We start from the raw sequence: 21,830 nt of genomic DNA on the forward strand, positions 1-21,830 counted from the left end.
GCACCTCCGTGCAGCCGGTGAAGCTCACCTTCTGTTCACGTGAAACAGGACCCGGCCCCGGCCGTTCGTCGTGGTGGCGCTCAGCCGCGGCGGTGGCGCCCGGCACCCGCCTGAGCGGTCTCGGCCTCGGCCGCCTCGGCGCCGCCGGCCTTCTTCTTCTTGCGCTCGCGCACCACCTCGATGAGGATCGGCGAGATCGAGAGCAGCACGATCAGCAGCACCGCCGGGATCAGGTACCTGTCGATCACCGGGGCGAGCGCGTCACCGAAGAAGTAGCCGATCAGCAGCATCGACTCGGTCCACAGCACGCCGCCGATCACGTTCCAGAGGAAGAACGTCCGGGCCGGCATCTCCAGGGTGCCCGCGACCGGGTTCAGGAAGGTCCGCACGATCGGCATGAAGCGGGCCAGCACCACGGCCTTGCCGGGCCCGAACTTGTTGAAGTACTCCTCCGCCTTCAGCACGTACTCGCGGCGGAAGATCTTCGACTCGGGCTTGTCGAACATCTTCGGCCCGACCTTCACCCCGATCAGGTGCCCGAGCTGGGCGCCCGCGATGGCGGCCAGCGGCGCACCGATCAGCAGGGCCGCGATCGGCAGCTTCGTCCCCTCCCCGAGCACCGACGAGGCGGCGTTCGAGGAGGCGACGCCGGCGATGATCAGCAGTGAGTCGCCCGGGAAGAAGAACCCGACCAGCAGGCCGGTCTCGGCGAAGATGATCGCGATCAGCCCGATGGCGCCGAGGGACGAGATCAGTGATTTGGCGTCGAGCAAGTTGACGGCCAGCTGGTTGTAGTCCACGGCCGCAGGATAGCGGGCCCGCCTTGACGCGGGCCTCCACCCAGGTGGCGAGACGGTGGTCATCCCTTCGTCGCACGTGGGCAGCCGTCCCGACAGGCGGGCCACATGGTGGTGCCCGGGCCCGGGATGGGAAGATGGCTCCGGCGTCCGGACCGCGGTCGCAAACACCCTCATTGTCGTACCGCGGCGGCGCTTCGAACCTTGGTACAGGTGGCCGCCCCGCAGAGCCGCGCGTAGGCCCCGGTACCCCGGAGTCGTAACAGAGGCGTACACAGCGTCGGACAGCACCGTCCGTACGCCGCAACCCGACAGGAGCGGATTCGCATGCCCATCGCAACTCCCGAGGTCTACAACGAGATGCTCGACCGGGCCAAGGCGGGCAAGTTCGCCTACCCGGCCATCAACGTCACCTCGTCGCAGACCCTGCACGCCGCGCTGCGCGGCTTCGCCGAGGCCGAGAGCGACGGCATCATCCAGATCTCGACCGGTGGTGCGGAGTTCCTGGGCGGCCAGCACAACAAGGACATGGTGACCGGCGCCGTCGCGCTCGCCGAGTTCGCGCACGTGGTCGCCGCCAAGTACGACGTCACCGTCGCGCTGCACACCGACCACTGCCCCAAGGACAAGCTGGACGGCTACGTCCGCCCGCTGCTGGCGATCTCCGCCGAGCGCGTGGCCAAGGGCCTCAACCCGCTGTTCCAGTCGCACATGTGGGACGGCTCCGCCGAGACCCTGAACGACAACCTGTCCATCGCCGAGGAGCTGCTGGCCCAGGCCGTCGCCGCCAAGATCATCCTTGAGGTCGAGATCACCCCGACCGGCGGCGAGGAGGACGGTGTCACGCACGAGATCAACGACGAGCTGTACACCACCGTCAACGACGCGGTGCGCACCGCCGAGGCGCTGGGCCTGGGCGAGAAGGGCCGCTACCTGCTGGCCGCCTCGTTCGGCAACGTGCACGGTGTCTACAAGCCGGGCAACGTCGTCCTGAAGCCGGAGCTGCTGCGCGAGCTGCAGGACTCGATCGGCGCCCAGTACGGCAAGAAGGACCCGTTCGACTTCGTCTTCCACGGCGGCTCGGGCTCCTCCGCCCAGGAGATCGCCACCGCGCTGGAGAACGGCGTCGTGAAGATGAACCTGGACACCGACACCCAGTACGCCTTCACCCGCCCGGTCGTGGACCACATGTTCCGCAACTACGACGGTGTGCTGAAGGTCGACGGCGAGGTCGGCAAGAAGAACACCTACGACCCGCGCACCTGGGGCAAGCTGGCCGAGGCCGGTATGGCCGCCCGCGTGCTGGAGGCCGCCCAGCAGCTGCGCTCGGCCGGCAACCGCCTGAAGTAGGCACCGCCCGGGAGCCCCGCCGCTTCCCGAGGCCGGTCCCCGGCTCATGGCCCCCAGTGGTTCACTGGGGGCCATGAGCATTCACCAGAACCTCCTCGGGGGTCCGCCCCCGACGCACCTGCCCGCCGAGCCCGCTCCGCTGGAGCTGCTGGCCGGCGGCGCCTCCCCGGCCGAGGTCGCGGCGAAGTACCCGACCTCCTCGCTGGCCTGGGCCCAGCTGGCCGACGACGCCTTCGCCGCCGGCCGCACCGTCGAGTCCTACGCGTACGCCCGTACGGGCTACCACCGCGGGCTGGACTCGCTGCGCCGGGCCGGCTGGAAGGGCCACGGCCCGGTGCCGTGGGAGCACGAGCCGAACCGCGGCTTCCTGCGGGCGCTGCACGGGCTCGGCCGGGCCGCCGCGGCCATCGACGAGAAGGAGGAGGCCGAGCGCTGCGCCCAGTTCCTCCGGGACAGCTCGCCGACCGCCGCCGCCACCCTGGGCTGACCGGCCCGCACCGCACGTGGGCGCCCGCGCGCCACGGCCGCCCCTGACGCCGTCCGAAAGGGCGGTGCCGGGGGCGGTCCCCTTTTGGTGTGTATACCCGGTATGTAGACATTCGCCGGGTCTCCATGTCAGGGTGTCCGGGCGAGGGGGGCGCACGAAGGTTCGAAGGCTTTCGCGACTCCACCGGTCCGACAGGAAGCCTCACCGTGCCCGCAGCCAGACCCGACCAGCGCGACCCCGGCGCGCGCAGCTCCCGCGCGGCCGGTGGACGTACCGGCGGCTCCCGCTCCGGCCGCCCGCACGGCGCCGGCCGGGGCGGTCGGCGCCGTCGGCAGCGGCTCCGTCGGCAGCGGCTCCGTCCCGGGATGATCACCGCGCTGGTGGCGGCGGTGGCCGTCCTCGGCGTCACGCTCCTCATGCCCGACGACCCCGACCCCCGCCCCGCCGCCGACCGGACCGCGCAGGGCCGGCCGGCCCCGCCCGACGGGGCTCCGGCGCCGGCGTCGACCCCCACGGCGCCACCGGCACCCGCCCCGCCCCCTGCGCCCACCCCCGTGCCCACCCCCGCCGGGCCGAGCACCCCGGCCCCCGGGCCCGACCAGGGCGCGGGCACCTTCACCGTCGCCCCGGGCGCGGCCGCGCCGGTCGGCAAGGGCACCGTCCGCCGCTACCAGGTCGAGGTCGAGGACGGCATCGGCATCGATCCGGCGGCGGCCGCCGCACAGGTCCAGCGCATCCTCGCCGACCCGCGCGGCTGGACCAACGACCGCAGGAACGGCTTCCAGCTGGTGGCGGGCGGCGCCTACGACTTCACCGTGAAGATCGCCTCGCCGGCCGCCGTGGACCGGATCTGCGGGGCCGCCGGCCTGAACACCCGCGGCGAGGTGAACTGCAACGTCGGCAACCAGGTCCTGGTCAACGTCAAGCGCTGGAACACCGGTTCACCGCAGTTCAGCGGCCCGATCGACGAGTACCGGGCGCTGATCGTCAACCACGAGGTCGGCCACCGGATCGGCCACGGGCACGAGACCTGTCCGGGCCAGGGCAAGCCCGCGCCCGCGATGATGCAGCAGATCTACGGCCTCAAGGGCTGCGAACCCAACGCCTGGCCGTACACGGCGGACGGCAGGTACCTCGGCGGCCCGTCGGTGCCCTGACCCGAGGCGCCGGGGGGCTCCCCCTCGTCCGCCGGCGGCGCCGGGACAAAGCCGATACCTGTTCACCGACCGTCCGACAGAAGGCCGTTCTAGGCTGATCGCATGACAGCAGACCGCACCGCAGCCGGACGCCGCCTCCTCGCCGTGGCCGGCACCGCAGGACTCCTCCTCGGCACTGCCGCCTGCTCCTCCTCCGGCGAAGTGACCGCCGCCGGCAGCCTCTCCTACGACCACGTCCGGTCGACCGCCCAGGGGCTCGCCAAGACCGGCCCGTGCCCGTTCGGCCTGGACCTCCCGGCGGCCCTGAAGTCGGCCGGGATCGACCGGCCGGTGACCCCCGGGCCCAAGGACGAGCCCGCGGTCCGCACCGAACTCGGCGACGGCAAGCCGGCCGAGCCCTGGCCCTCCGGCTTCTCCGTCCCGCCCTCGCTGCCCTCGATCCCGGCCACGCCCCCGAGCGCCTGGGTGACCTGCACCTACACGGTCGGCTCCACCCCGGTCCGGATCGACCTGCTGGCCATCCCGGAGAACGGTCCCGTGGTCAACATGATGCTGCCGTCCATCCAAGTCGCCGGAAACCTCGGCGTGGACCAGGTGCAGCAGTTCGCCAACGAGCAGCCGACGGCCGGCCGGACCAAGGTCACCCCGGGCGCCGCCTCGGTGGGCGTGGCCCGGGTGGCGGCCAAGGGCAAGGGCGACATCGCCCTGACCCTCTCCCAGGACACCGTCAACGCCACGCTGGAGCCCGCCCTGACCGGGGAGGCGCTCCGGAAGGCCACCGAGCAGCTCGCCGCCCAACTCCGCCCCTAGGCCCCCCGGGGCCGGGTCGCGACGCGGGCCGGGCCCCGTCCGGGCCTATCCGAGGACCGGCAGGTACGCCGTGAGGTCACTGCGCTCGCCACTGGCCGAGAGCGCGGCGGCGTCCACCGCGGTGGACCAGTCCGTCCGTCCGGTGGCGAGCCGGATCCAGGTCAGCGGATCGGTCTCGACCACGTTCGGCGGGGTGCCGCGGGTGTGCCGGGGGCCCTCCACGGCCTGCACCACGGCGTACGGCGGGATCCGCAGCTCGACAGCCCCACCCGGCGTGCGGTCGGCGAAGGCATCGGCCAGCAACCGGGTCACGACGGCGAGCGCCTGGCGGTCGTGCGGGAAGGCGGCCCGGCCGAGCGCGTCGGCCAGGTCGTCGGCGTGCACCACCGCCTCCACCAGCCGGGTCACCAGCAGGTCGGAGAGCAGCATCGAGCCCAGCCGGATCTCGAACCGCCGCTGTGGGTCCTCGACTTCGGGCCCGTCCAGGGCGGTGAGCAGGGCGTCGGCGGCCCGGTCGAAAGCCGCTGCCACCGCCGCCGGGGAGCCGCCGAACTCCGCGGCGGCGTGCTCGCGCGCCCCGGCGTCCAGCAGCGGGGCGACCTCGGCGACCCGGGACACCCAGCCCAGCAGGTCCAGCGGCGGCCGCCCCTCCAGCGGGTCACCGAGGTGGGCGGGCACCCAGTCGAGCTGGACCGCCAGGTGGGCCAGCAGCTCGCGCACCGACCACTGCCCCACCCTGGTCGGCCGAGCGAGCACCTGCTCGGCCGCCGGGTCGGCGCAGAGATCCTGGACGGCGGCGCGCAGTGCCCGGGTCTGCGCGGCCAGCGCGGCGCGCACCTTCTGGGGCTGGTACGTACGGGACTTGGGAGGCATGCCCCGCAGCGTAGGGGATCTTCGCCCGCGGCTGTTTCTTCGCCCGCTCGCCTCCGGGCTGTTTTGTCGCCCGCTCGCCTCCGGGCCGCTTGACCCGGCGCCGACGGTCGGCGCTCCGTCGCTCCTTCGTCGCTCCCGCGCTTCTCCCTTTCGGCACCGGCGCGGCCCTTCGGCTCGGGGCGGATTTGGCGCGGGGCGGGAGTCACTACGGGGGCGGGGCGGGGGTTACGGCGGGCGGGGCTTCGCCGATCGGCGTGGGGCTTCGGCTCGGGGCCGTTCGGCTCCGGGCCGGGCTTCAGACACCTGGCCGGCCCTTCGGGCGTCCGGGCCGGCGCGCCCCCTCTGGATCAGGGGCGCGCCGGCTCGGGGTGGCCGGGTCAGGCGAGCAGAGCCTCGATGACGCCGGTGTGGGCGTCCGTCAGCTCGGCCAGCGAGACGGTGAACTGGCCCTGGACGTCCAGGACATCACCGTCGACCACGCCGATCCGGGTGGCCGGCAGGCCTCGCGCGGTGCACATGTCGTTGAACCGGAGCTCCTCGCTGCGCGGCACCGCGACGACCGCGCGGCCAGCCGACTCGGAGAACAGGAAAACGAACGGGTCCTGACCCTCGGGCACGATGATCCGGGCACCGTGGCCGCCCTTGAGGCAGCTCTCCACCAGTGCCTGGCCCAGGCCGCCGTCGGAGAGGTCGTGCGCGGCGTCGATCATGCCGTCGCGCGAGGCGGCGATCAGGATCTCGCCGAGCAGCTTCTCGCGGTCCAGGTCGACCTTGGGCGGCAGACCGCCGAGGTGGTCGTGGACCACCTGCGTCCAGGCCGAGCCACCCAGCTCGTCCTCGGTGTCACCGAGCAGGTAGAGCAGCTGACCCTCCTCGGCGAAGCCGATCGGGGTGCGGCGAGTGACGTCGTCGATGACGCCGAGCACCGCGACCACGGGGGTCGGGTGGATGGCGGTCTCGCCGGTCTGGTTGTAGAGCGAGACGTTGCCGCCGGTGACCGGGGTGCCGAGCGCCAGGCAGGCGTCGGCCAGGCCGCGGGTGGCCTCGGCGAACTGCCACATCACGTCCGGGTCCTCGGGGGAGCCGAAGTTGAGGCAGTCGGAGATCGCGAGCGGCTTGGCACCGCCGGCCGCGACGTTGCGGTACGCCTCGGCGAGGGCCAGCTGGGCGCCCGTGTACGGGTCCAGCTTGGTGTAGCGGCCGTTGCCGTCGGTGGCGACCGAGACGCCGAGGTTGGTCTCCTCGTCGATCCGGATCATGCCGGAGTCCTCGGGCACCGAGAGCACGGTGTTGCCGAGCACGTAGCGGTCGTACTGGTCGGTGATCCACGCCTTGGAGGCCTGGTTGGGCGAGCCGGCGACCTTGAGCAGGTCGGCCTTCAGGCCCTCACCGGTGGTCGGGCGGGCGAGCCGCTCGGCGCTCGGGGCGTCGGCCTGCAGCGCGTCCTGCCAGCTCGGGCGGGCGTACGGGCGCTGGTAGGTCGGGCCCTCGTGGGCGACGGTGCGCGGCGGCACGTCGACCACCAGCTCGCCGTGCCAGAAGATCTCCAGCCGCTCTCCGTCCGTCACCTCACCGATGACGGTGGCGATGACGTCCCACTTCTCGCAGATCTCCAGGAAACGGTCGACCTTGCCGGGCTCGACGATGGCGCACATGCGCTCCTGCGACTCGCTCATGAGGATTTCCTCGGGCGAGAGCGTGTTGTCGCGCAGCGGCACGGTGTCGAGCTCGATCCGCATACCGCCGGAGCCGGCCGAGGCCAGCTCGGAGGTGGCGCAGGAGAGGCCGGCGCCGCCGAGGTCCTGGATGCCCTTGACGAGCTTCTCGGAGAAGATCTCCAGGGTGCACTCGATGAGGAGCTTCTCCTGGAACGGGTCGCCGACCTGGACGGCCGGGCGCTTGGCCGGGCCGGTGGCGTCGAAGGTCTCGGAGGCGAGCACCGAGACACCGCCGATGCCGTCGCCGCCGGTGCGGGCCCCGTACAGGATGACCTTGTTGCCGGCGCCGGAGGCCTGCGCGAGGTGGATGTCCTCGTGCTTCATCACGCCCACGCAGAGCGCGTTGACCAGCGGGTTGCCCTGGTAGCAGGAGTCGAAGACGACCTCGCCGCCGATGTTCGGCAGACCCAGGCAGTTGCCGTAGCCGCCGATGCCCGCGACGATCCCGGGCAGCACGCGCCGGGTGTCCGGGTGGTCGGCCGCGCCGAACCGCAGCGGGTCCATCACGGCGACCGGGCGGGCGCCCATCGCCAGGATGTCGCGCACGATGCCGCCGATGCCGGTGGCCGCGCCCTGGTAGGGCTCGATGTACGACGGGTGGTTGTGCGACTCGACCTTGAAGGTGACCGCGTAGCCCTGGCCGACGTCGACCACACCGGCGTTCTCGCCGATGCCGACGAGCATCGCGTCGTTCTGCGGCACCTTCTCGCCGAACTGCTTCAGGTGCACCTTGGAGCTCTTGTACGAGCAGTGCTCCGACCACATGACCGAGTACATCGCGAGCTCGGCGCCGGTCGGGCGGCGGCCGAGGATCTCCCGGATGCGGGTGTACTCGTCCTCCTTGAGGCCGAGTTCGGACCACGGCTGGCCGGCGTCCGGGGTCTGCTCGGCGTTCTTGACGGTGTCGAGGGTCATCAGGCGTTCACCAGCTGCTTCAGGACGGAAGTGAAGAAGCCCAGGCCGTCGGTGGTCGGACCGGTGAGCGGCTCCACGGCGTGCTCCGGGTGCGGCATCAGGCCGACGACATTGCCGGCGGCGTTGGTGATGCCGGCGATGTCGCGGTACGAACCGTTCGGGTTGACGTCGACGTAGCGGGCGACCACCCGGCCCTCCGCCTCCAGCGCCTCCAGGACGTGCTCGTCGGCGACGAAGCGGCCCTCGCCGTTCTTCAACGGGACGACGATTTCCTGGCCGGCCGAGTAATCCCGGGTCCACGCGGTGCCGGCGTTCTCGATCCGCAGCTTCTGGTCGCGGCAGACGAAGTGCAGCGAGTCGTTGCGGGTGAGCGCACCGGGCAGCAGGTGCGATTCGCACAGCACCTGGAAGCCGTTGCAGATACCGAGAACCGGCATTCCCAGCTTCGCCTGCTCGATGATGGTGTCCATCACCGGCGAGAAGCGGGAGATCGCGCCGCAGCGCAGATAGTCGCCGTAACTGAATCCCCCGGGCAGGACGACCGCGTCGACCTGGTGGAGATCCTTGTCACGGTGCCAGAGGGCGACCGGCTCGGCGCCGGCCAGGCGGACCGCACGCTGGGCGTCGCGGTCGTCGAGGGAACCGGGGAAAGTGACGACTCCGACTCGAGTGGTCACTTGGCGTCTCCGGCGACGGAGGAGGGGACCGATGTGACGGTCTCCTCGACGCGGACGGTGAAGTCCTCGATCACGGTGTTGGCGAGAAAGGTCTCGGCGGCTTCGCGGATACGGGCGAGCGCGGCGTCGTCGACCGGGCCCTCCAGCTCCAGCTCGAAGCGCTTGCCCTGGCGGACGTCGGCGATCCCGGTGAATCCGAGACGGGGCAGTGCACGCTGCACCGCCTGTCCCTGGGGGTCGAGGATCTCCGGCTTGAGCATGACGTCGACTACGACGCGTGCCACTGGCACTCCCGGTGGTGTCTTCGGTGAGGCGGGGGAACTCCAGACTACCGGGGGTTTCGGGTGACTTTGCTGGCCGGGCGGGGTGACGCGCGTAGACCCACGACCCTTACGCCACAAGGGCTCCGGCTCCCCCCGGACACCGCGGCGGCCTCCACATTTCGCCGGATTCAGCGGCCCGAGCGAGAACGGCCGAAGAGCACCCGAATACCGGCACTCCGGACAGATCGGCCAGCCGAGTGCACCCGGTATCCGACACCGCACCGAAGACACGTGAATATACGGAAAAGAAAGCCGGACTCTTCGATTTCGACCCGCTTCGGGTGCAGAATAGGGCCACCTGCCGCGGCAAGTGCTGCGTATCCGGCGCGCCATCAGGCCTGCCCGTATGCACTTGCGCGAATGGTGCACATCAGGCCACGGGAGCGCACCCCGCGCCCTTCGGCCGAATTGCCCGAGAGGATTGACACCCATGGCTCAGCGTGTAGTTGTCACGCTCTCCGACGACCTGGACGGCGGCGCTGCCGCAGAAACCGTCCACTTCGGCGTCGACGGGAAGTCGTACGAGATCGACCTGTCCCTGGACAACGCGGAAAAGCTGCGGGAGGCCCTCGCCCCGTTCGTCGCGGCCGGCCGCCGCCAGAGCCGTACCGGTAAGTCCTTCCGCCGCACCGCGCTCACCCCGGACCCGGCCGCCGTGCGCGCCTGGGCCCAGTCGCGCGGCATGGAGCTGCCCGCCCGGGGGCGCATCCCCAAGCACGTCTACGAGGCGTTCGCCGAGGCGAACTGACCCCGCCGGCCCCGGTCGTCCCACCCGCCCCGAAAGGGTGGGGCGACCATCCCGATCGATGGGGTAGAGTATTCCTCGTCGCCGCAACGGAGAGATCCGAAGAGGCGGCCGGTGCCCCACCAGGCACCGTGCGGACGTGGCTCAGTTGGTAGAGCATCACCTTGCCAAGGTGAGGGTCGCGAGTTCGAATCTCGTCGTCCGCTCGCAGTGTGCGAGCACAGCACAACTCAATAGTTCCATCCTGCGGACGTGGCTCAGTTGGTAGAGCATCACCTTGCCAAGGTGAGGGTCGCGAGTTCGAATCTCGTCGTCCGCTCCAGTACGAAGGGCCCCCTCGGTCGAGGGGGCCCTTCGGCATTCCCCCACCGTGACTTCCCCGGTCCTCCCCCCCGGATCGCTCCCGGTTTGCCCCCGGCTTGCCCGCGGCTTGGCCGGCGCTTTCCCGTCCGGCCCCGACCGATGACATTTGTCATCGCCGACCCGTGGATCCGCATCGCGTTCCCATGAGAGCGCGCACTGCCCGCGGCGCCCGGGCGGCGGAAGGCTTGAGCCATGGAAACGAGCCAGCCGCGCACCGCGAGCGATCATGTGATCGAGGTCACCGACCTCCACCGCCACTACGGCTCCGGTACCACCGGCTACCACGCGGTGCGCGGGGTCGACCTGACCGTCGGCCGCGGCGAGCTCTTCGCGCTGCTCGGCACCAACGGCGCCGGCAAGACCTCCACCATGGAACTGATCGAGGGCCTCGCCGCCCCCACCGCCGGTACCGTCCGGGTCCTGGGCCACGACCCGCACCGCGAGCGCGCCGCGCTCCGCCCCCGGATCGGCATCATGCTGCAGGAGGGCGGCTTCCCCGGCGACCTCACCGTCGCCGAGACCGGCCGCAGCTGGGCCGGGATGACCAGCGGTGCCCGCCCGCTGGAGGAGGCGCTGGAGCTGGTCGGCCTCGCCGACCGCCGGGGTGTGCGGGTCAAACAGCTCTCCGGCGGCGAGCGCCGCCGGCTCGACCTCGCGATGGCCCTGCTCGGCCGCCCCGAGGTGCTCTTCCTGGACGAGCCCAGCACCGGTCTCGACCCCGAGGCGCGCGCCGCCGTCTGGCGCCTGGTCCGCGAGCTACGCGCCCAGGGCACCACCGTGCTGCTCACCACGCACTACCTGGAGGAGGCCGAGGAGCTGGCCGACCGGCTGGCCATCATGCACCGCGGCCGGATCGTCACCGCCGGCACCGTGGCCGAGGTCATCGCCGGCCGCCCCTCCCGGATCACCTTCGAACTCCCCGAGTTCACCGGAGCCTGCCTCCCGCCGCTGGCCGGGGCCACCCTGGTCGCCGACGGCCGGAGGATCACCGTGCAGACCGGACAGCTCCAGGCCACCCTCACCGACCTGCTCGGCTGGGCCGCCCGGCACGGCATCGCGCTCGGCGCCCTCGACGCCCGCAGTGCCTCGCTGGAGGAGGCCTTCCTCGCCATCGCCTCCGAAGCCGCGCACCGGCCACCGGCCGACGCCCCCACCGCTCCCACCGCTCCCACCGCTCCCACCGCTCCCACCGCCCGCCGCCGCCTGATGGGACTCTCCCGATGACCACCGCCACCGCCCGCACCGCCGCCGGACCGCAGAGCGGCACCGGACCGCAGAGCAGTACCGGCCGCCGGCTGCTCGCCCTCGGCCGGGCCGAGGCCACCCTGCTGCTGCGCAACCGGACCGCGCTGTTCACCGCCCTGCTGCTGCCGCTGCTGCTGATCGGCGGCCTGCGGAGCGTGCTGGAGCAGCAGGCCGAGACCAACCCCGGCCTCGACGTCGACTCGCTGCTGGTCAACGGGGCGGTCGGGATGGTGCTGGCCTTCGTCGTCTACTACAACCTGACCGCCGCCTACGTGGCCCGCCGCGGCGAGCTGGTGCTCAAGCGGCTGCGCACCGGCGAGGCGCGGGACATCGAGATCCTGGCCGGCACCGCGGTGCCCTCGGTCGGTCTGGCCCTGCTGATGTGCCTGGTGGTCGCCGTCGGCGGCGCCGTCGCCCTGGACCTCAGCGCACCGGTGAACCCGCTGCTGATGGCCGCCGGGCTGGTCCTGGCGATCGGCACCCTGACGGCGCTGGCCGCCCTCTCCAGCGCCTTCACCAAGACGGTCGAGAGTGCCGGCATCACCACCATGCCGGTCCTGCTGCTCTCCCAGTTCGGCTCCGGCCTGTTCGTCCCGCTGGAGGTCATGCCCGACGGCATGGCCGACGTCTGCCGGCTGCTGCCCACCACCCCGGCCTTCCAGCTGATCCGCATCGGCTGGTTCGGCACCGACGGCTCCGCCGCCGCCACCGGCTTCGCCGGCACCTGGTCCACCGCCGCCCCGCACCTGGTCACCGGAACGGTCTGGCTCGCCCTGGCCGCCTCGTGCGCCGTGCGCCACTTCCGCTGGGAGCCCCGCCGCTGACGTCCGCTCCCTGCACCCGGCCGTTCCCCACCTGATAGGAAGAGCGCAGCACGATCATGATCGAAGGGGGAGCGGAAGAGATGGCCGTCCTGACACCGATGCGCCGCTGGAAGGGGTACAGCAAGCCCCAGCGCACCGAGCTGTATCTCCGCTGGTCGCTGTACCTCGTCCCGCTGGTCCTGCTCCCGCTGATCATGCTGGCCCTCGCCGCCCCCGCCGGCCGGGAGGACGGCCACGGCATCGCCCAGGTCTGCCTGGTCGTCGGCCTGGCCGTCACCCTGCTGACCCTCCGGGCCCTGCGCACCTCGCTCGACCACTACCTGCAGCGGCCCACCGACCACCTGCGCCGGCTCCTCGTCCTGGGCGTCGTGACGGTGGCCGGCTGCTGGGCCGTGCTGCTGCTCGGCCCGGCCGACGGCGGGCCGGGCAGCCCGCAGGCACCGCCGTTCACCGTCGTGGTCGTCTCATCCCTGCTGGCCGCCGCGTTCTGCCCGGTGAGCGTCGGTCTGCCGGTGAGCCGGGCCTGCCTGGCCGGGGCGGGGGCCCAGCTGCTGATCGCCCCCGCGGCCCTGCTGGCCGGGATCGACGCCGCCACCACGGCCGGGCTGCTGGTCGGCAACCTGATCGCGCTCACCTTCATCGGCTCCAGCTGCCGCAGCTTCGCCTGGCTGCAGTCCGTCGTCTGGGAGCTGGACACCGCCCGCGAGGCCCAGTCCAGGCTGGCCGTGGCCGAGGAGCGGCTGCGGTTCTCCCGGGACCTGCACGACGTGATGGGCCGCAACCTCACCACCATCGCGCTGAAGAGCGAGCTCGCGGTGCAACTGGCCCGCCGGGGGCGCCCGGAGGCCGCCGACCAGATGACCGAGGTGCAACGGATCGCCCAGGAGTCCCAGCGCGAGGTCCGGGACGTCGTCCGCGGCTACCGCACGGCGGACCTGTACGCCGAGACGATCGGTGCCCGCGCCGTCCTGCGCTCCGCCGACGTGGCCTGCGAGATCGACCTGGGCGAGGACGCCGACCGACTGCCGCTGCCGGTGCAGTCGGTGCTCGGCTGGGTGATCCGCGAGGCCACCACCAACATGCTGCGCCACAGCGAGGCCGGCCACTGCTCGATCCGGCTGCGGCGCGAGGACGGCCGGGTGGTGCTGGAGCTGGAGAACGACGGGGTGCCGGCCGTTCCGATCCCGTCCCGGGGCAGCGGGACGGGTCTGCGCGGGCTGCGCGAGCGTCTCGCCGCCCACGACGGCGAGCTGACCGTCCCGGACGCCGGACCGGGCCGGTTCCGGATGCTCGCCAGCGTCCCGCTCTGACCCCCGCCGCGCCGCCGCCCGCGGCCCCGCCCCGACCTCCGCTCCTGCCCGGAAGAAGGCCCCGATGACCGACACCACCCCCGTGCGCGTCCTGCTCGCGGACGACGAGCACCTGATCCGGGGGGCGCTGGCCGCGCTGCTCTCCCTGGAGGAGGACATCACCGTGGTCGCCCAGGCCGCCTCCGGGCCGGAGGCGCTGGCGATGGCGCTGGCGCACCGCCCGGACATCGCGGTGCTGGACCTCCAGATGCGCCCCCAGCCCGGCCGGGAGGGCCCCCCGGGGCTGGACGGCATCGAGGTGGCCGCCGAGCTGCGCCGGCGGCTGCCGGACTGCCGATCCATGATCGTCACCGGCCACGGGCGCCCCGGCTACCTGAAGCGGGCGCTGGAGGTCGGCGTGCGCGCCTTCCTGCCGAAGACCGTCTCCGCGGCGGACCTCGCCGGGATCATCCGCACGGTGCACGCGGGCGGCCGGTACGTGGACCCGGAGCTGGCGGCGGACGCGATCAGCGCGGGCGAGACGCCGCTGACCCCGCGCGAGACGGACGTCCTGGAGCTGGCCGCCGACGGCACCTCGATCGCCGGGATCGCCGAACGTGCGGCGCTCTCCCAGGGCACGGTCCGCAACTACCTCTCCTCGGCCGCCACCAAGCTGGGCGCCGAGAACCGCCACGCGGCGGTGCGGATCGCCCGCGAACACGGCTGGATCTGAGACCTCCCGGTCCGGGACCCGGCCGCGCCCGCGGGCGTCCGACGGCTCAGGCCCAGGTGAGACCGGTCAGCCGCTCGTAGACCTCGATGTACTTGGCCCTGGTCTGCTCGACGACCTCGGCCGGCAGCTCCGGCGGCGGCAGCTCGCTGTAGCGGTCCCAGCCGGAGGCCGGGGAGACCAGCCAGTCGCGGATGATCTGCTTGTCGAAGGACGGCTGCGAGCGGCCGGGCCGCCAGTCGTCGGCGGGCCAGAAGCGGGAGGAGTCCGGCGTGAGCACCTCGTCGCCGATCACCAGCTCGCCGTCGGCCAGGCCGAACTCGAACTTGGTGTCGGCCAGGATGATGCCCCGCGCCCGGGCGATGTCCCGGGCCCGGGCGTAGACGTCGAGGGTGGTGCGGCGCAGCTGGGAGGCGAGCTCCGCACCGATCCGGCGGGCGGTCTCCTCGTAGGAGACGTTCTCGTCGTGCTCGCCGACCTCGGCCTTGAGCGCCGGGGTGTAGATCGGGGCGGGCAGCTCGGAGCTGTTCACCAGGCCCTCGGGGAGGGCGATGCCGCAGACCGTGCGGTCGGCCTCGTACTCCGTCAGTCCGGAGCCGGCCAGGTAGCCGCGGGCCACGCACTCGACCGGGACCATCTCCAGGCTGCGGCAGACCAGCGTGCGGCCCTTCCAGTCGGCGGGGGCGCCGGCCGGGATCTCGGTGGAGATCACGTGGTTGGGCACGATGTCGGCGATCCGCTCGAACCACCACAGCGAGAGCTGGGTGAGGACGCGGCCCTTGTCGGGGATCTCGTTGGGCAGCACCCAGTCGTGCGCCGACATGCGGTCGCTGGCGACCATCACGAGGTCACCCGACTCGGCACGGTAGAGGTCGCGCACCTTGCCGGTGTGCAGGTGGACCAGGCCGGGCACCTGGACCGGCTCGGGCTTGGTGACAAATCCGCTCAAGGTCGTCTCAGTCCTCAGGGGTCGTTCGCGGGCGTGGGGCGCGAAAGGGGAGGTCAGTGGACCCGAGTCTGTCATGACCGGCCGTCCGGCCCCCGCCCGGGCGGACTCAGCCGTTCTTGCAGAGGCGATCCAGCAGGTTGGCGGTGGCCCGCTGGATCCGCTCGTCGGTGAGACCGGGCCGGTCCAGCGCGGGCGACCACGCGAACGTCCCGGCGGCGAAGACGTACGCACCGCTCGGCGCCCGGTACAGCGAGGTCTCCTGGTACCGGGTGCGACCGGCGAGGTCCCGGTACGGGGAGTGCGCGAGCAGCACCCGCTCGGTGTGCCGGGGCAGCGCCACCTTGGGGTAGTAGCGGTCGGCCTCGCCGGCGACCAGCCCGGGCAGTTCGTCGCCCTCCTGGACGCCGGTGCCCTCCCAGAGCCAGTGCGCGGTGTGCCGGGCGACCAGCGGGACGGGGGAGGCGACCCGGCCGGAGTACTGCAGGCCGAGCAGGTGCTGCTCCGGTTCGCCGGCGTCCCGCCAGAGCGCGCTGGCCGCGCCGCCCACCCCGGTGGCCGGGCTGCCCGGCTCGACCTTCTGCCGCTTGCGGCAGTTGAGCAGCCGGTTGGGCTCACCGGACGGCGCGGGGCTCAGCTCGACCCGCCAGTACATGGTGTTGGCGGAGAGGAAGACCAGCGAGGTACCGCCGTCGCGGGCCCGCTCGACCGCGCGGCGCATCGGCTCGGACCAGTACTCGTCGTGGCCGGGGAAGATCAGCGCCCGGTGCCGGGCCGGGTCGACCAGCCCGGCGTGCAGGTCGGTGGCGGTGGCGTAGGACAGGTCGTAGCCGTAGCGCTCGGCCCAGCGGATGAAGTCGTAGGCGTGGCCGACGTGCAGCGGCAGGCCGGCGGTGGCGTGCGGGCGGTCGAAGGAGAGGGTGACGGCCGCCTCGGGCTCGCCGACCAGCCGGCCCTGGTCGTCCCAGGCGTGGTAGAGACTGGCGCCGCTGCGGCCGTCCTCGGGGAAGAGGTTGTAGGCCTGCCAGGTCACGTCCGGGATCACCAGGAGCAGCTCGGCGGCGCGCGTCTGGTCCTCGAAGTCCCGCACCGTGAACGGGATGTGGCTGCGGTGCAGCATGTCGCCGGTGGTCAGCACGGCGACGTACGCGCCGGGCCGCCAGTGGGTGGGGATCTGCAGCCGCCAGGAGTGCCACCAGTGGTGGCAGGAGACCGTCCGCCCGGCCACCAGCGGAGCCGGCTGGGACAGCCCGGCGATCAGCGGACTGGACGTCATGTGGTGCGCGCCGTCGCCGCTGTAGTGACCGATCCGGAAGACGTCGACGGTGAACTCGCGGGGCGGGTTGACGGTGACCCGGAAGTCCACCGAGCCGCCGGGCCGGACCACGCCCGCCGAGGCGAAGCCCTTGATCTGCTGCACCACGTCGTTGGCGCCCTGCGGGGTGCCGACCGAGGGCTTGGGTCTGGCGCCGCCGGCCAGCGGTTGCTGGCCCGGCGCGTCCACCGAGACGTACCAGGGGACGGTGCCCTCGGCACCCGCCAGGTACTGGTCCGGGCTGCGCAGCCAGGGCAGCGGGCCCTGGCCGAAGGGGTCGGAGACGCTGTACGCGTGCGTTCCGGACTCCCAGCGGCGGTTGAGTTCCGTCCCCACGCGCCCCTCCCACAGATGCACCCTCCGCCGGTTGGCATGTGCCTCCCGGATGTGCGTGCGGACCAATACACCACAGAGTGCTGGCGCTGCGTCACCCAACGGTAGCAACTAGTGCCGGTGAATCTTCCGGCCGGCCACCGGGAGGCGCCCCGGCCTGCGAAGACCTGCCCCCGGCGACCCGCCCGGGGGCGCGAGCCCGGGGCCGAGCGCCCTCCGGACTCAGAGCCGGACCGGCTTCTCCAGCCGGACCTCGGCGGCGTCCAGCCAGGCCCGCAGCGGGCCGTCCTGGCCCTGCTCGACGGCCTGGGCGACCGGCTCGGCCAGATCGGTGCGGCGCACCCCGCCGATCAGCAGCACCGGGCCGTCCAGCCAGTCCAGCCCCGGGGTGGCGCCGGCGGTGTCGACGGCCGCGCAGCACACCATCGCGGTGACGTGGTCGACCAGGAGGTCCCGCCCGGTGCGGACGGGTTCGAGCAGCGGCGCGGGGGCCGTGGTCCGGGCCAGCTGGGCGGTGAGCGAGGCGGCCAGTTGCTCGCCGCCGCCCTCGGCGAGCCGGCCCAGCAGCCTGGTCACCGTCGGGGCGCCGGGGCGGGCCTGCGGGGCGAGCCGGTCCAGCGCGGACTGCAGCGCGGTGGCGCGGGCCCGCCAGCCGGCGTCCACCACCTCGGCCGGGTAGTCGGTCCACTCCACCTCGCGCCAGGCCCCGGAGGCGGGCCGGCCGAAGAACAGCTCGGCGGCGAGCAGCGAGACGGCCTCGTCCACCGTGCCCGGCTCCTCCAGCAGGTCGCAGGCGGGGCGGTCGCCGAGACGGCTGCCGTAGCCGTCGGCCAGCCGGTCGCGCCGGGACAGCTCGGTGAGCGCGGCGACCACACCGGCGTTGAGGTGGGCGGGGTGCCGGCCGAGCCGCCAGGCGGGCAGCGCGACCCGGGTGAGCAGCCGGTCCCAGCCGGCGTAGGCCAGGCCGACCTGCTCCTGGGCGGCGATCCGCAGGCCGTAGTCGACCGCCCGGGCCTGCTCGGAGGCCCAGCCGGCGACGGCCCGCTCCAGCTCGGCGGAGTGCGCCCGGCAGGCGCCGAGCAGCCGGCGGGTGATCCGGTCGGTCAGCGCGGGCAGGCCGCGGCGGCCGGCCCGCGGGGCGGCGGGCGCGGGGGCGCCGACCACGCCGGGCAGCGGGGTGGCGTCCAGGCTGGCGTCCAGGCCGCGCAGGAAGCGGCGGGCGGCGGCGATGTCCGGGTCGGCGGCGGCCGCGGTACCGGCCACCACCGGGGCGAGCAGGGCGCGCAGCTCGCCGGCGCGCATCCACCAGAGGAACGGCGAGCCGATCACCAGGACCGGCGCGGGCGGCTCGGCTGCCGGGCCCGGCGCGCGGCGCGTCCCGCCGGCCCGGGCCGGCGGGAGGTCCTCCAACCAGCTGTCGCAGTCCGGGGTCAGGGCGATCGCGGAGGGCGCGGGGACCTCCAGCCGGTCGGCCAGCTCGTCGATCAGCCGGTACAGCTCGGGGGCCTGGGCCCGGGCGAGCGGGACGACCGGGGTCTGCGGCGGGACGGCCCGGCGATGGGCCCGGGCGGCCAGGCCCGCGACCAGCAGGGTGGCGACGGCTACCGCGCAGACCACCCAGCGGACGGCGTCCCAGCCGGCGACGTCGGGGGCGCCGGGCGCACCGAGCCGGCCGGTGAACCGGCCCGCGAGCAGGACCACCGCGGCGGCGGCGGGCAGTACGGCGACGGCCAGGGCGAGCCCCCGGACCCGCAGAACCGCTTGGGCGTGAGCGCGCGCGGTGTCGACAGCGGCCATACGGTGCGGCACCCCCTTCGGAGCCCTCGGACGCCCGGCGACGGGGCCCTGAGCCGACTCGAAACGATCAGTTCCGACCGGGAAGCGGCGACGGCCGATCCCGGTAGTACATGCTGCGTGGCGCTTCTGACATTCTTGACGCCCTTGTCCGGGTGGGTGTTCCGGATCGCCCCGGTTTCCACTCGTCCCGGTGACGGTGCCCGAAATCCGGACGACCGTGCCGGGTGCCGTGCGAAGCGGCCCGGGCGTGCCGGTCCGGCCGGACGCCGTCCAGCATCCCCCCGCACGACCGCCGCTACCCGGCACGGCCGCGAGCGGCACGGCCCACGGCGCTGCGGACCAGCGCACCATAAGGCCGGGCAGCCGGTTGCGTCAGCCGGATGCGGCTGCTGTCACTCGATGGGCTGGATTCCGGCCGCCGAACGGTGCGGCGGCCGTCGGAACCACTTTCGTACCGCCCACCCCGGAAACGCCGCGGGGCGCTGCGCCCATGGGGGTTGTTTCCCCCGGACGCAGCGCCCCTGCGGTGCTTCGGTGCGCTCGGCTCGCCTCGTTATCCCGCTCGGCTCGCGGCCTTGAGCGCGATGTCGGTGCGGTGCTGACCACCCTTGAGGCTGATCCGGCCCACCGCCTCGTACGCCCGGTCGCGCGCCTCGGCGAGGTCGGTGCCGGTGGCGGTGACGGAGAGGACCCGGCCGCCGGCGCTGAGCACCCGGCCGTCCTCGTCCGCCCTGGTCCCCGCGTGCAGCACGAAGGCGGTGCCGTCGGCGGCCTCGGCCTCCGCCAGGCCCTCGATCACGTCGCCGGTGCGCGGCGCCGCCGGGTACCCCTCGGAGGCGATCACCACGGTGACGGCGGCGCCGTCGTCCCAGCGCAGCGGCTCCAGCTGGTCCAGCGAGCCCGTGGCGGCGGCGTGCAGGACGGCTGCCAGCGGGGTGCGCAGCCGGGCCAGCACGACCTGGGTCTCCGGGTCGCCGAAGCGGGCGTTGAACTCGATCACCCGGGTACCGCGCGAGGTCAGTGCCAGGCCCGCGTAGAGCAGGCCGGAGAACTCGGTGCCCCGGCGGCGCAGCTCGTCCACGGTGGGCTGCAGGACGGTCTCCAGGACCTCCTCGACCAGACCCTCGGGGGCCCACGGCAGCGGCGAGTAGGCGCCCATGCCGCCGGTGTTGGGGCCCTCGTCGCCGTCCAGCGCGCGCTTGAAGTCCTGCGCGGGCTGGAGCGGGAGGACGGTGGTGCCGTCGGTGATCGCGAACAGCGAGACCTCGGGGCCGTCCAGGTACTCCTCGATGACCACGCTCTCGCAGGAGGCGGCGTGGGCCAGCGCGGCCTCGCGGTCGGAGGTGACCACGACGCCCTTGCCGGCCGCCAGGCCGTCGTCCTTGACCACGTACGGCGCGCCGAAGGCGTCCAGCGCCTCCGCGGCCTCGGCGGGGGTGGTGCAGACGTAGGAGCGGGCGGTGGGCACCCCGGCGCCCGCCATGACGTCCTTGGCGAACGCCTTGGAGCCCTCCAGTCGGGCGGCCTCGCCGGACGGGCCGAAGACCGGGATGCCGGCCGCGCGCACGGCGTCGGCGACGCCCGCGACCAGCGGGGCCTCCGGGCCGACCACGACCAGGTCGGCGTCGAGCCGCCGGGCGAGCGCAGCGACCTGCGCACCGTCCAGCTGGTCGACGGGGTGGACCGTCGCCACCTGCGCGATCCCGGCGTTACCCGGGGCGCAGTGCAGCTCGGTGACGGCGGAATCTTGGGACAGAGAGCGGCACAGGGCGTGTTCGCGGGCGCCGCCGCCGATGACGAGGACCTTCACGGTTGGCAAGGGTAGTCGGTGGCCGGTTCGCGTCACCCTCCGGTCCCGTCGGAAGCTCCAGGCGAAGCCGTCCGTATGCTGCCGGAGTCGGAGGATCCTCCAAGCCACGGGTCGGGCGGCGTGCCCCCGGTGTCCGGGTCAGGACAGCGGGTCACCGGAGCCTCGCTCGGACGGGTGAAATCTCGCCGACCGCCGCAACCCGCTCACCTCGGCATCCGGTGCTCGGATCCGGTAACGATCATTGGCGAAGCGGCCCCATGGTCAGCCATTTGGCGGTAAGAAGTGCTGATGGACAACCGCCGGCCACCGGCCGGTACGCCGTCCCGGGGCACCCACACCGCCCGGGGGCGCCGTGTGCATCCGATGCGTCGTCCGGCGTTTCACGGCCCGTCAGGTCGATGACGTGCCGCGAGGACGCGATGTCAGACCCAGCAGTCCGCCCGCCACAGGGAGCCCCACAGGTGAGCCAGCCGGAAATGCAGCCCGAGGAGAGTGCCTGGGGCAAGGAGATCGGCGAGGAGGACCAGCCCGTCGCCGCAGTCGCGCCCCGGGCCTCCACCCGCCACCGGGCCGATCTGAGCGCCCGCCAGTTCCCCCTCGGCGACTGGGGCGAGCCCGCCGAGCGGCTGGAGGAGCTCTACCGCTGGTCCGAGGAGCGGGCGGTGGAGGCGATCGACTGGTACCGCCGGGACCGGGTCTGGAAGCGCCGCTGGGCCCGTCTGCTGAGGTTCGTCACGGCCGGCTTCGCGGTCGGCGGCGTCACCGCCCCACTGGTGGACCTGACCGGCACCGTGGCGAACGCGACCAGCTGGGGCTACGTCGGACTGGCGCTCGCCGCGGCCTGCTACGGCGCGGACCGGGCGTTCGGGCTGACCTCCGGCTGGATGCGGGACGTCTCCACCGCGCAGGCGCTGCAACGCCGCCTGGAAGCCTTCCAGTTCGACTGGGCGTCGGAGTGCGTGCGCGAGGTGCTCGGCCCCACCGAGGGCACCGCCGGCGAGGCGGCCGAGCGCTGCCTGGGGGTGCTGCGGCGGTTCTGCGAGGACGTCTCGGACATGGTCCGCACCGAGACCTCGGAGTGGATGCTGGAGTTCCGGGCGGGCATGACCCAGCTGCCCACCCAGGCCTCCGGCAGCTGGGGCGGCCGCAGCGAGTCGGGCATCGGGGCCCAGGTGCGGATCCTGCCGCCGTCGGGCACCCGTCCCACCATGCCGCGTCAGCGGCCGCCGGAGGGCCCGCTCCGGTAGCCGGGCCTCCGGCGGCCGTGCGGAGCCCGGGAGCGGAGGCCGCTCCCGGCTCCCAGGGCTCAGGGCTCAGGGCTCAGGG

The 21,830-nt window shown here is 73.4% G+C and carries 19 protein-coding genes and 2 tRNA genes; 12 read left to right on the forward strand and 9 right to left on the reverse strand.

Annotated features, from left to right (window positions below):
• Positions 1-80: 80 nt before the first annotated feature.
• Positions 81-800: a VTT domain-containing protein gene (locus AB0J08_RS30930; protein ID WP_360641163.1), complete on the reverse strand. Its 720-nt coding sequence runs from the start codon at positions 798-800 to the stop codon at positions 81-83.
• A 324-nt stretch (positions 801-1,124) separates the two neighbouring features.
• Here AB0J08_RS30930 and fbaA point away from each other — a divergent pair, with 324 nt between their 5' ends.
• The 4 genes from fbaA (at position 1,125) to AB0J08_RS30950 (ending at position 4,601) form a co-directional block, all read left to right on the forward strand.
• Positions 1,125-2,147, forward strand: a complete 1,023-nt coding sequence (gene fbaA, locus AB0J08_RS30935) for a class II fructose-bisphosphate aldolase (protein ID WP_360641164.1) — start codon at positions 1,125-1,127, stop codon at positions 2,145-2,147.
• A 73-nt stretch (positions 2,148-2,220) separates the two neighbouring features.
• Positions 2,221-2,634 (forward strand): DUF3151 domain-containing protein, encoded by a 414-nt coding sequence (locus AB0J08_RS30940; protein WP_352288463.1) that lies wholly within the window; start codon positions 2,221-2,223, stop codon positions 2,632-2,634.
• Between the two features lie 206 nt (positions 2,635-2,840).
• Positions 2,841-3,791 carry a DUF3152 domain-containing protein gene (locus tag AB0J08_RS30945; protein ID WP_360641165.1) on the forward strand — a complete coding sequence of 317 codons (951 nt, stop codon included), beginning with the start codon at positions 2,841-2,843 and terminating at the stop codon, positions 3,789-3,791.
• Between the two features lie 102 nt (positions 3,792-3,893).
• A complete protein-coding gene (locus tag AB0J08_RS30950; RefSeq protein WP_360641166.1) occupies positions 3,894-4,601 on the forward strand; it encodes a hypothetical protein in 708 nt (235 codons plus the stop codon).
• Positions 4,602-4,646: 45 nt separating this feature from the next.
• Here the strand turns inward: AB0J08_RS30950 and AB0J08_RS30955 are convergent, their stop codons facing one another.
• The 4 genes from AB0J08_RS30955 to purS form a co-directional block, all read right to left on the reverse strand.
• Positions 4,647-5,474, reverse strand: a complete 828-nt coding sequence (locus AB0J08_RS30955) for a sterol carrier family protein (RefSeq protein ID WP_360641167.1) — start codon at positions 5,472-5,474, stop codon at positions 4,647-4,649.
• 377 nt (positions 5,475-5,851) lie between these two features.
• Positions 5,852-8,107, reverse strand: coding sequence for a phosphoribosylformylglycinamidine synthase subunit PurL (gene purL, locus AB0J08_RS30960; protein ID WP_360641168.1), 2,256 nt, complete (start codon positions 8,105-8,107; stop codon positions 5,852-5,854).
• Positions 8,107-8,784: a phosphoribosylformylglycinamidine synthase subunit PurQ gene (gene purQ / locus AB0J08_RS30965; RefSeq protein WP_360641169.1), complete on the reverse strand. Its 678-nt coding sequence runs from the start codon at positions 8,782-8,784 to the stop codon at positions 8,107-8,109. Before purQ ends, purL begins: the two co-directional genes overlap by 1 nt.
• A complete protein-coding gene (gene purS / locus AB0J08_RS30970; RefSeq protein WP_360641170.1) occupies positions 8,781-9,068 on the reverse strand; it encodes a phosphoribosylformylglycinamidine synthase subunit PurS in 288 nt (95 codons plus the stop codon). The genes purQ and purS overlap by 4 nt, the downstream gene beginning before the upstream one ends.
• A gap of 469 nt (positions 9,069-9,537) precedes the next feature.
• On the opposite strand from purS, the gene AB0J08_RS30975 reads away from it, so the two are divergent.
• From AB0J08_RS30975 to AB0J08_RS31005, 7 genes are all read left to right on the forward strand, one after another.
• A complete protein-coding gene (locus AB0J08_RS30975) occupies positions 9,538-9,855 on the forward strand; it encodes an Lsr2 family protein (protein WP_238860361.1) in 318 nt (105 codons plus the stop codon).
• Between the two features lie 130 nt (positions 9,856-9,985).
• Positions 9,986-10,058: transfer RNA gene (locus AB0J08_RS30980), tRNA-Gly, on the forward strand.
• A 40-nt stretch (positions 10,059-10,098) separates the two neighbouring features.
• Positions 10,099-10,174: transfer RNA gene (locus tag AB0J08_RS30985), tRNA-Gly, on the forward strand.
• Between the two features lie 233 nt (positions 10,175-10,407).
• Positions 10,408-11,439 carry an ABC transporter ATP-binding protein gene (locus tag AB0J08_RS30990; RefSeq protein ID WP_360641171.1) on the forward strand — a complete coding sequence of 344 codons (1,032 nt, stop codon included), beginning with the start codon at positions 10,408-10,410 and terminating at the stop codon, positions 11,437-11,439.
• Positions 11,436-12,284, forward strand: coding sequence for an ABC transporter permease (locus AB0J08_RS30995; protein ID WP_360641172.1), 849 nt, complete (start codon positions 11,436-11,438; stop codon positions 12,282-12,284). Before AB0J08_RS30990 ends, AB0J08_RS30995 begins: the two co-directional genes overlap by 4 nt.
• Positions 12,285-12,364: 80 nt before the next feature.
• Positions 12,365-13,594 (forward strand): sensor histidine kinase, encoded by a 1,230-nt coding sequence (locus tag AB0J08_RS31000; RefSeq protein ID WP_360641173.1) that lies wholly within the window; start codon positions 12,365-12,367, stop codon positions 13,592-13,594.
• Positions 13,595-13,658: 64 nt separating this feature from the next.
• Positions 13,659-14,306 (forward strand): response regulator transcription factor, encoded by a 648-nt coding sequence (locus AB0J08_RS31005; RefSeq protein WP_360641174.1) that lies wholly within the window; start codon positions 13,659-13,661, stop codon positions 14,304-14,306.
• A gap of 46 nt (positions 14,307-14,352) precedes the next feature.
• Here AB0J08_RS31005 and AB0J08_RS31010 read toward each other — a convergent pair whose 3' ends face one another.
• From AB0J08_RS31010 to purD, 4 genes are all read right to left on the reverse strand, one after another.
• Positions 14,353-15,252: a phosphoribosylaminoimidazolesuccinocarboxamide synthase gene (locus tag AB0J08_RS31010; protein ID WP_360641175.1), complete on the reverse strand. Its 900-nt coding sequence runs from the start codon at positions 15,250-15,252 to the stop codon at positions 14,353-14,355.
• Positions 15,253-15,358: 106 nt separating this feature from the next.
• A complete protein-coding gene (locus tag AB0J08_RS31015; protein WP_360641176.1) occupies positions 15,359-16,900 on the reverse strand; it encodes a N,N-dimethylformamidase beta subunit family domain-containing protein in 1,542 nt (513 codons plus the stop codon).
• 219 nt (positions 16,901-17,119) lie between these two features.
• A complete protein-coding gene (locus AB0J08_RS31020) occupies positions 17,120-18,694 on the reverse strand; it encodes a hypothetical protein (RefSeq protein ID WP_360641177.1) in 1,575 nt (524 codons plus the stop codon).
• 553 nt (positions 18,695-19,247) lie between these two features.
• Positions 19,248-20,504, reverse strand: a complete 1,257-nt coding sequence (gene purD / locus AB0J08_RS31025) for a phosphoribosylamine--glycine ligase (RefSeq protein ID WP_360641178.1) — start codon at positions 20,502-20,504, stop codon at positions 19,248-19,250.
• A gap of 476 nt (positions 20,505-20,980) precedes the next feature.
• On the opposite strand from purD, the gene AB0J08_RS31030 reads away from it, so the two are divergent.
• Positions 20,981-21,751 (forward strand): SLATT domain-containing protein, encoded by a 771-nt coding sequence (locus tag AB0J08_RS31030; protein ID WP_360641203.1) that lies wholly within the window; start codon positions 20,981-20,983, stop codon positions 21,749-21,751.
• Positions 21,752-21,830 lie beyond the last annotated feature (79 nt).

It is taken from the genome of Kitasatospora sp. NPDC050463, assembly GCF_040655255.1.
In the GTDB taxonomy this organism is placed as follows: Bacteria; Actinomycetota; Actinomycetes; order Streptomycetales; family Streptomycetaceae; genus Kitasatospora.